Raw genomic sequence first — 9,681 nt, 5'->3', positions numbered from 1 at the left:
GTCAATCTCGGATAAATTAACTATTTATATTAATAAGATTCCTGACTTTTTAGAAAAATCAGGAATCTAAGCCTCAGAAGTTTTTGAACGCACATTTAGCCGTTAGAAAATTCCTAGAAGGATGATAAAAGTCAGCCCACAAAAGGCCAGCAAGGAGATAATCAAAATGTTGCCTATACTGTGGTCAGAAGCTATTAACTTAGGTGTATTAGTAGCCATATAAACAGACCCTACTTAAACAAGTTTTGCTTAAACTATAACTAATGCAAATAATGATTAGTCTATATTTAAACAAAAATTGATTTTAATTTATTATAGTTTATGTTAAAATAAATTATTAATTTTTGTTTCATGTATTTAGATATAGATAATAGCAATAGAATAATCTATATCTGAATTCTCAGAATGTTGGCAACGATCAAAATTGCATAATATATCATCTACACCACTAAAAAAATGAATATTAGCATCCTGGGGAAACCGAAAAAAGTATTGACTTACAAGCATTACAGAAGTTTTTAGCTAAATCTTGATATCTCGGTATGATAATCATCCGATATACGCGAATAAATTATATAGTAAAGATTAAATCAATAATTTTAAGGCACAATAGATCGCGCCTAAATTACTATGAGCTTTTTTAATAACATCTGTCAAAAGAAATAAAAATTGTATTCCTTTAGTTAGAGCCAAAAATACTGAGTCATAGATACTTTAAGTAAAGTAGAACATGATTTAAGTACCTATTGAAAAATTGATACTTTTAGGTACACAGATAAATCATATTTATCTCTATTATTTCATGTTTATATCTGGTCTAACAAAAGGTAGAGGCTTATTTCGTCTCGCCTTGAAAGTCAACAATGCAAACATCGTCATCTAGTGGAGTTGCCATGTCTGAATTGCTTCAAGCAGTCTTAGATAGTGAAGAAAGAAGTGATTTGCGTTCCTTTCTTAGTGAATTACGCCAACAAGAAAAGAAGTACTTGCTGCGGAACGACATACTCAATGTATATAGTGAGTATTGCTCAAAGTCCCAGAAACCAGAGGCTTATTACACTACCTCTGAGTTAGGCAAACTGATTTACTATACTCAGGAAATTATTCAGGAAGATTCCAACTTCTGTTTCATCATCCGTTCGAAGATTGCTAGCCAAGAAGTTTATTGGTTGACATCAGACTTGAGCATTGAGCCGATGACCGTACAGGATTTGCTGGATTTGCGCGATCGCTTGGTGAACAAATTTCATCCCAACGACGGCGACCTGCTAGAATTGGACTTCGGCCCATTTTACGACTACACCCCAATCATCCGCGACCCCAAAAATATTGGTAAAGGGGTACAATTTCTCAACCGCTATCTATCCAGCAAAATCTTTCAAGACTCCAAGCAATTGCTGGACAGCTTATTGAATTTCTTGCGCCTGCACCATTACAACGGTGTCCAACTGCTAGTCAACGATCGCATTCAATCGCAGCAGCAACTTTCAGAGCAAGTTAAGAAAGCTATCGGCTTTGTTAATAATCGCCCCGAAGATGAACCCTACGAACAATTCCGGTTCCAATTGCAGTCAATGGGTTTTGAGCCGGGTTGGGGTAACACCGCAGCACGCGTGCGGGAAACTTTAAATATTCTCGATGAATTGATTGATTCTGCCGACCCCCAGACCCTAGAAGCCTTCATTTCTCGTATCCCGATGATTTTTAGAATCGTCTTAGTGTCGGCTCACGGTTGGTTTGGGCAAGAGGGAGTGTTAGGTCGTCCCGATACCGGCGGTCAGGTAGTTTACGTCCTTGACCAGGCTAAGAGCCTAGAGAAGCAGCTACAAGAAGATGTTTTGCTAGCTGGTTTAGAGAAATTGAATGTCGAGCCAAAGGTAATTATTCTTACCCGCTTGATTCCCAATAGTGATGGCACTCTTTGTAATCAACGGCTAGAAAAAGTCCACGGTACCGAAAATGCCTGGATTTTGCGAGTGCCTTTACGAGAATTTAATCCTAACATGACTCAAAACTGGATTTCCCGGTTTGAGTTTTGGCCTTACCTAGAAACTTTCGCCATTGACTCAGAAAGAGAATTACGGGCAGAATTCCACGGCACACCTGACTTAATAGTTGGAAACTATACTGATGGGAATTTAATAGCATTCTTGCTGGCGCGACGGCTAAAAGTTACCCAATGCAATGTTGCCCATGCGTTGGAAAAATCTAAATACTTGTTCAGTAACCTCTACTGGCAAGAATTAGAGGAGAAATATCATTTTTCATTGCAATTCACAGCTGACTTGATTGCGATGAATGCTGCCAATTTTGTTGTCAGCAGCACTTATCAAGAAATTGTGGGAACACCGGATAGTGTCGGACAGTACGAGTCTTATAAGTGCTTCACCATGCCGGAGTTGTACCATGTTACCAATGGCATTGAATTATTTAGTCCCAAATTTAATGTCGTACCGCCTGGAGTAAACGAAAATAATTACTTCCCCTACACCCGGACTAAAGATAGAGTCGAGAGCGATCGCCAACGCCTTGCAGAAACACTCTTTACTCTGGAAGACCCCGCGCAAATATTTGGCAAACTCGATGATCCTAACAAGCGCCCTCTCTTCTCAATGGCGCGACTTGACCACATCAAAAACCTCACAGGTTTAGCTGAATGTTATGGTCAAAGTAAAGAATTACAAGAGCATTACAACTTAATTTTGGTAGCGGGTAAGTTACGTGTAGAGGAATCAGGCGACAACGAAGAACGTGACGAAATTATCAAACTCTATCAAATCATTGAGGAGTACAATCTCCACGGAAAGATTCGTTGGCTGGGTGTGCGCCTAACTAAAACCGATTCTGGTGAAATTTACCGAGTCATTGCCGATCATCAGGGAATTTTTGTACAACCAGCTTTATTTGAAGCTTTTGGTTTGACAATTTTAGAGTCGATGGTTTCAGGATTACCGACTTTTGCCACACAGTTTGGTGGGCCACTAGAGATTATTCAAGATAAGGTTAATGGCTTTTTGATTAACCCAACAAATTTAGATGAGACAGCCACAAAAATTGTGGACTTCATTACTAAATGCGAACAGAATCCTAACTATTGGCATGAAATTTCGCAGCGAGGCATTGACCGAGTTTATAGCACCTATACTTGGAAAATTCATACTAGCAAGCTATTATCATTAGCGCGGATTTATGGCTTCTGGAACTTTACCTCGAAGGAGAATCGGGAAGATTTGTTACGTTATCTTGAGGCTTTGTTCTATTTAATTTATAAGCCAAGAGCGCAACAACTATTAGAGCAGCACAAGTATCGGTAATTTGTCATTTGTCATTAGTCATTTGTTATGGCCAAGGACAAATGACTAAGTTGTCAACGCCCGCCAAGTTCGCTGACCAACTATTCCATCCGTTCCTAAATTCTGCTGGTTTTGAAAGGCTTTGACAGCAGTTTCTGTCAGTGCGCCATAAATCCCATCCACTCTTACGGCATAGCCATTAGCCACTAACAGCCGTTGTAAGACTCTGACAGCAAGACCAGAGCTACCGAAATAAAGAGTCGGCATAGGTTGGCTACTAAACCTCTGGAAACGTCCTGTAACCTTTATGCGGACTTTGCCTACAGACTGAGAATGCTTTTTAGACTTACCTAAGTTAGAAGAAGCTAGGAACTGATTATTTTTGCTGATTTTCTGAAGTATGTGTCCTTTCTCTAGTGCGATCGCTGAGGGAGAAGCTTGGGAAATCTCATTTGTCTGCATAAATTCAGGTGGTGTGACTTGAGCAGTTATCTCCGACTCATTCTGTTTTGACTGCTTTTCGTCATTTTCCATCTGAACTAATTGCTGTTGTGGCAAATTGGTTCCAAATGCTTGTCTTATTGTTAATACGCCCGTCATCATCAGGCCAATTTCAGTCATTGTAGTTCATTTTACTTCAACCAATATTTCTTTTAACTAACAACATTGCTGCTGTCCGGGATAATACATACTGACTAAATAAAAAAGTCATGTACTAATTTTTTCAGATAATATTGTCAGGCTCATATTTGCTCACCTCCGATTTCATCTAATGAGACTAATATTATTAGCTTTGTGCCTTTTTTATCTTTAAGCAAGCCACTAACTTCTAAGATATGGTATTTAAATCAACGGTTTAGACAATAACATACTATATGATTCTCTGGGAATGCCATTCAAGAAATTTGTCTCGTTACCTTTGGCTCACGCTTGATATGCTGATGCTGCTTTTATCATATTTATACTGCCAGCAAAAATCCTGCTGAATTCCCTGAGTCTGTTTTTTAGGCCTTTATCAATGCAATATTTGACAATAATGATAAACTCTTGATTTTAAACAATTTGTCCTCCTTTAGAGGGGGTTATCAACTTTTTATCATTCACTTTTATATCGCAGGATACATGCTGGTCGTCACACCATTATCTAGTTTTGTCAACTTTAATCTGGAAATATTCAGCTATGTTTCCTAAATATTTGCTTTGTAATTGAATTTATATGGCTCCTTCGCCCTATTCTCAGAAAACACATACTTCGACCTCAAGAAGATGAAACCGCACAACGTTGTTGTACGGTCTTGAATTTAAACTAGAGTTGAGACTACTGCATGACAAAGTTAGATGGTAGCAATGTAAATAATGTGTATACAATTCTCTGCTTAACCTGTGTTAATTTTTATAACATTTTTAAATGTTAAGAAAGGATGCACCTTATGAGCGCGTAGGTGTAGCTCGCCCTTAGACATTGCTTAGTACGCTTAGTTGTGGATGTTGAAAAACTTTTTACCTTTTTTCATCTCGCCACAAAGCAATACCACCTAATAAACCAGTAATATTAGGGATGAGTTTTACATTTAAAGGTAGCTGGAAATTCACTCTTACAGCTTCACCACCGCCAATGTAAAGGTAATCATAATTGAACAGATGTTGTAAGGATGCGATCGCCTTTTCTAAACGCCTATTCCATCTTTTATCACCAATTTTTTCTAACTCTGCACGCCCTAACTGCTGCTCAAAAGTCTCTCCTTTGCGAAACGGATGATGTCCCATTTCCATATTTGGTACTAGCTTACCGTCTACAAATAAAGCTGAACCAAACCCTGTACCGAGAGTAATCACCAGTTCTACACCTTTACCTGCGATCGCACCAAACCCCTGCATGTCTGCATCATTAATCACCCGTACAGGCTTGTTTAAGTGTTTTAATAACGCTGTTTCCAAATCAAATCCAATCCAATCTGGATGTAAGTTTACCGCCGTTTCCGTGACTCCACATCGAACCACGCCAGGAAAACCCACCGAAACACGATGAAATTCACCTTGAGCAGCAGCTAACACAACAATTGCATTAATTACAACATCTGGTGTAGCAGGTTGAGGTGTATCTAAACGCGCTCTTTCTGTTACAGGACTTCCCGTAATATCTAAAACCATAGCCTTAACGCCACTACCACCAATATCAACCGATAGGGTACGAATCGATCCATTTTCTTCAACCATTGAGTTACATCCTTGTTAGTGCTTGTTCTTTCGATATTATGCTCTGCTGCATCCGATCGGATTCGGATATTTGGAGAGTCTTTATATTGAGGGGAAAGTGGAGGAGATGAGTCATCTACTCAACTTAGCGCCAGCAAGATTTGAGCAACTCATGTCTTAAGATTAAAGAATCTTCGTGGCTACCCTGCTCCTCACAGAGACGCTCCAGCCTGGAGAGTGCCAAGCCTATCGACAATCACAGTCTAGTAGTAGTTCGCTTTCGTGACTTGGCGGGGTAAAGGGTAAGGGGGAAAGGTTTTAAATCCCTTACCCTTTCCCCTTTCCCCAGACCTCACAAGCGCATTTTTGGGTTGGCAGACTACTAGTCATGAGTCCTGAGTAGTATATCAACACATTAGACGCACGACAACATCCAGATTTGCTAATGTAGAGATAGTGGAAATAGTACTGGCATAGCTGCTTAAAATCTATCGGGCAGCAAATTTCTATTAAAAGTAATAATAAGAGAAAGAATTATGACGGCGTTTGAACCTCAAAGCATCCGCTCTTATAGCCAAGAAGATGTCCAACAAATTCTACACTTAGCGATCGCTCGTCAAGCTAATGACAAAAATACAGAATTTTCTTATGAGCAGATATTAGAAATTGCTGCTGAGTTAGAAATTTCACCTGATTCTTTAAAATTAGCCGAGCGCGACTGGTTAGTACAACAAGGTCAAGTCCAACAGCGAAAAGCTTTTGACGCTTACCGGATTAGAAGATTTCAGAAGCGCCTAGGGAATTATGCAATTTTTAATGGCTTTTTTATACTGTTAAATTTACTAACTGGTGGCGGAATTTCTTGGTCGCTGTACATTTTGCTATTCTGCGGATTACCTGTAGGACTGGATGTATGGAATACTTTTCAAATCAAAGGCGAAGAGTATGAAATAGCATTCCAGAAGTGGAGCCGTAATCATCAGATTAAGAAAACCATCAGCACAGTTTTGAATAAGTGGTTTAAGGTATTACAGGCTTAGTAGATTTGCTTGGCTAAGGTAACTCTCTGTAGACATCGGTAACTCAAAGAAAAACCCCGCAGGAGAAACGGTATTACGTATTGCCACAATCACTTGAAAATAAGCGTTTCAGAGAAACAAAATAAAGTCTGCACTAAATCTGCCCTAATTCCAATCATGAAAAATTTTTCAGGAGGCGAATTTTTGCAGTAGGTCGTTGCGGTTATGAAGGGCGATCGCTTATCCCAAGTTTTTCCTACCCTCATTCGCCAACAAAAAACTACTTGCCGCCGCCCCCGTGATAAAACCGATTGGCGTAATTGTGATCGCTAAACTTGGACGAAACCAGATCGTGATAAGGCAGGATAGCCCACTGCACATCAACCCCGCAGAAACAATGAATCTTGTTGTTAGTTTTCTCCTTTCCTCTAGTGAATTGAATAGACCAATTTCTGCCAGCGTGGACTGATTATCTAGTGTCTGCACAATGGCATGGATGTCTGCTTGTGCAACTTTTTCGATGCGTGCGATCGCTTCTCGGTCTTTGGCAACTGGGCTGGTTGCCAAGATTTTTAATGCTTCAGATAGTTCAGTCATAAACTCTCCAGAATATTGAGTGCAATTTGAAAGTTGGCAATCTTTCCTGTTGTCAGCTTTCGTAGCTGTTGCATCATAGTTTCAAATTCAGGTCTGTCAAAAGGTTTTTCTGTACTATTTTCGTAATGCTCCGCAATCACATCAAGGAAAGCTGCGGGGTGCCAATCATTTTGCCCATCTACAACTATCAAAAATTCAAGTTGCTCTTGGGTTAATTTCAACATAAAAATTTTGTTCCTTTCGTAAATCGAAGTACCGCCTGGAATTTTGATCTCTTCTCCTTCAGGAGACAGCACTTCAGGATGTCCATGCCCGTTGCACAAAGGCAATTCTTTACCGTTAACTACTGCCCACCAAGTTGCAGTTTTAATAAGACTTTCATAACGAGAACAAGTCATTTTTTCGCCCTTCGGAACAAGGAAATAAAAAATCTACCAGATCGCAACACAATTACCCAAAACCAAAACTTGAACCTCAGTCGCCAAGCCAGTGCCGGAACATTATGGTTGTCCAAGCCCCCCAATTGCTTCCATACTTTGGGGTGGTGAACACTGTTTGGGCGATCGCTCCGGCCATAAACGTTGTGGTGGCAGTTTTCGCAAAGCGGGAAGGCATCATAGCCAATAATTTCCCGACCAGACACAGTTGCCTTCGGGCTATGAAATAGAAGCAATCCCAGTAAGCGCCGGAGTGGGCTGCGCTTGTATTTAACGTGATGCACTACTACCGCCCTGCCATGAATGGGATTGCATGTACAAAATGGCATCAAGCGTAATCCATTTCTACAGGTCAGTCGCCAATTTTCGGCGTATTCAAATGTGGTTTTTTTCAACCTTCTTCGCCTTTTAACATTGCTGCCAACTCGCCATTGTCGTAGTTATCAATCAGCCAACGAAACAACGTTTTCCCGTGGACGCTGTACGATCGCGTCGGATGCTGTTTGTTCTCCCCACACTTGAGGACAGTTCTAATAATTTCCCGTGTTGACATCCCATCCTTAACTCGATTGCGAATGTCGTTAAACAGAGATTCTGGTGTCGTGTCTGGGTAAAATTCGCTGACTTTGCGAATCGTCCAGGGGAAATTAGCGACTTCAGCTTCTGCGCTGTTGTACAGGCGATCAAACTCCTTGTACTCGGCTAAAATGTCCGGGACAATCCCAAGAATAAATTCTCCGGTGTCGGCGTTCGACGACAAGATCATTGGGCGTTGCTCTTGCACAGACAAAGCTTTAGCTTGCGGGAAAACACCTCGCATCCTTTCCCGTTCCTTGGCATCAGCAATTACGTGTTGATTCCCGATTGCCTGGCTAATTATTTCGTAGTTGCCTTGGTTGCTTATGGTGTTTCTGAATGCTTGATACATCAGAATGACACCCGCCCTTCCGCCTTTTGAAGACAAGAATTTCAAATCATCCATGTTAGATGATTGGGTTGCAACATAGCCTAGAACCCATAACTCACGACCATTAAAAACAATTTCCGCCATCGCAGCATTAAAAGCTTCGCCCAACGGGATTTTCTGATAAGCTCCCGATTCTTCGGGATACCGCACAATTTTTTTACTCAGCGACGAACTCAACAGCTTCTGCTGCGACATAAAATCATCCAAAATCAAAATCACTGGAGAGCCTTGGCAATATTCTTCTCTTTCTGATTTGGGTAGCGCTGCCCGTTTGCGTAGCTCGGTAATGACCTTCAACAAAATGGCATAACAAACATCAGAATCTGCATTAAGACGACCGACCTCAGCCCCCGAAAATGTGTCGTTTTTCATGGCGATCGCATAGAGTTTTGCGCGATCGCCATATTTCTTTTTTTTTCTGCCAAGGACAACTCCCAGCGAAACAGACTTACCTGCTCCTGGCGTTCCCAAAAAAATCATGCTCTGGCTGGTGTCGATCAGTCCATCAATGGCTCGTGAACCAGCAGCGATAAGTGAGCTTAAGGCATTATCGTCAACAACTATGGGTAAATTTGTGTCCTGGATAGTATCAGTCAACTCCTGGTCATTTGCGACGGGGCTAGCCGTTAAAGCGGCGGTGGCTGTAACAGCCTGAGCCTCAATCTGCTGGACAGGCGGCTTCTCTGCTAAAACCTGCTCTGCTAATTCAGGGTTGTTTTCCAAAAGCAGCATGGCATACCCATCAAGCAGCTGCTGCTCAAAATCCTGATACCGGATGCCTGAAGCCAAAATCAGTTTCCTTTCTTCCTCGTCGGCGACAATCGCCTGCCGCTTATCTTCAAGGTCAGCGTCAATTTGTTCTTGCTTGGCCTTCGCACTCAGCCCTTCAATTTCCAAGCCAGAGACAACATAGCCCCCAGCCAAAAGCCCGATCGCTACCAGTCCAAGTGACAGCCGCATTTTGCCATTCCCTGGCAACACAACGACATCCTGTGCTGTCTTCGGAGGAGCGACATCAACAGAAATCGCAACTCTGGTACAGGGGTTAGTCGCCGCATCACAGTAAGCCAGGCGGGAATTGAAATAACCTGACAAGCTGCCGATTACTGTGATCGCCCCACAAATGAAAAGCCCCGCACTTGCGGGAGCATAAAGCCTGTCCAGCATAATTT

General features: G+C 41.5%; 8 protein-coding genes. 2 read left to right on the top strand and 6 right to left on the bottom strand.

All coding sequences use genetic code 11. The features are described from left to right. The first annotated feature begins 893 nt into the window (after positions 1-893). Positions 894-3,314, top strand: a complete 2,421-nt coding sequence (locus FD724_RS07660; protein WP_179075437.1) for a sucrose synthase — start codon at positions 894-896, stop codon at positions 3,312-3,314. A 45-nt stretch (positions 3,315-3,359) separates the two neighbouring features. Here FD724_RS07660 and FD724_RS07655 read toward each other — a convergent pair whose 3' ends face one another. Next, on the bottom strand, positions 3,360-3,914 hold the full coding sequence (locus FD724_RS07655; RefSeq protein WP_114085805.1) for a peptidoglycan-binding protein: 555 nt from the start codon (positions 3,912-3,914) through the stop codon (positions 3,360-3,362). 879 nt (positions 3,915-4,793) lie between these two features. After that, on the bottom strand, positions 4,794-5,510 hold the full coding sequence (locus FD724_RS07650) for an ROK family protein (RefSeq protein WP_114085806.1): 717 nt from the start codon (positions 5,508-5,510) through the stop codon (positions 4,794-4,796). Between the two features lie 515 nt (positions 5,511-6,025). Here FD724_RS07650 and FD724_RS07645 point away from each other — a divergent pair. Next, the gene (locus tag FD724_RS07645) at positions 6,026-6,529 is read left to right on the top strand and encodes a 2TM domain-containing protein (RefSeq protein WP_179072183.1); all 504 of its coding nucleotides are present in this window, start codon (positions 6,026-6,028) and stop codon (positions 6,527-6,529) included. A 219-nt stretch (positions 6,530-6,748) separates the two neighbouring features. On the opposite strand, the gene FD724_RS07640 is transcribed toward FD724_RS07645, so the two are convergent. From FD724_RS07640 to FD724_RS07625, 4 genes are read right to left on the bottom strand one after another with little or no spacing between them, the layout of a single operon-like run. Further along, entirely contained in the window at positions 6,749-7,105 is a 357-nt protein-coding gene (locus tag FD724_RS07640) for a hypothetical protein (protein ID WP_179072102.1), read from the bottom strand. Next, positions 7,102-7,503 (bottom strand): hypothetical protein, encoded by a 402-nt coding sequence (locus FD724_RS07635; RefSeq protein WP_179072101.1) that lies wholly within the window; start codon positions 7,501-7,503, stop codon positions 7,102-7,104. Before FD724_RS07635 ends, FD724_RS07640 begins: the two co-directional genes overlap by 4 nt. Further along, positions 7,500-7,937: a hypothetical protein gene (locus FD724_RS07630; RefSeq protein WP_179072100.1), complete on the bottom strand. Its 438-nt coding sequence runs from the start codon at positions 7,935-7,937 to the stop codon at positions 7,500-7,502. Before FD724_RS07630 ends, FD724_RS07635 begins: the two co-directional genes overlap by 4 nt. After that, positions 7,934-9,676 carry a hypothetical protein gene (locus FD724_RS07625; protein WP_179072182.1) on the bottom strand — a complete coding sequence of 581 codons (1,743 nt, stop codon included), beginning with the start codon at positions 9,674-9,676 and terminating at the stop codon, positions 7,934-7,936. The genes FD724_RS07630 and FD724_RS07625 overlap by 4 nt, the downstream gene beginning before the upstream one ends. Positions 9,677-9,681: the final 5 nt, after the last annotated feature.

The organism is Nostoc sp. C057, from assembly GCF_013393925.1.
Taxonomy (GTDB): Bacteria; Cyanobacteriota; Cyanobacteriia; order Cyanobacteriales; family Nostocaceae; genus Nostoc; species Nostoc muscorum_A.
This window is presented reverse-complemented; position numbering and strand designations above follow the sequence as displayed.

Bases quoted from the DNA above. Each gene is read 5' to 3' on its own strand.
- FD724_RS07640 (WP_179072102.1), bottom strand. From the start codon at position 7,105: ATGACTGAACTATCTGAAGCATTAAAAATCTTGGCAACCAGCCCAGTT.
- FD724_RS07645 (WP_179072183.1), top strand. From the start codon at position 6,026: ATGACGGCGTTTGAACCTCAAAGCATCCGCTCTTATAGCCAAGAAGAT.
- FD724_RS07660 (WP_179075437.1), top strand. From the start codon at position 894: ATGTCTGAATTGCTTCAAGCAGTCTTAGATAGTGAAGAAAGAAGTGAT.
- FD724_RS07650 (WP_114085806.1), bottom strand. From the start codon at position 5,510: ATGGTTGAAGAAAATGGATCGATTCGTACCCTATCGGTTGATATTGGT.
- FD724_RS07635 (WP_179072101.1), bottom strand. From the start codon at position 7,503: ATGACTTGTTCTCGTTATGAAAGTCTTATTAAAACTGCAACTTGGTGG.
- FD724_RS07625 (WP_179072182.1), bottom strand. From the start codon at position 9,676: ATGCTGGACAGGCTTTATGCTCCCGCAAGTGCGGGGCTTTTCATTTGT.
- FD724_RS07655 (WP_114085805.1), bottom strand. From the start codon at position 3,914: ATGACTGAAATTGGCCTGATGATGACGGGCGTATTAACAATAAGACAA.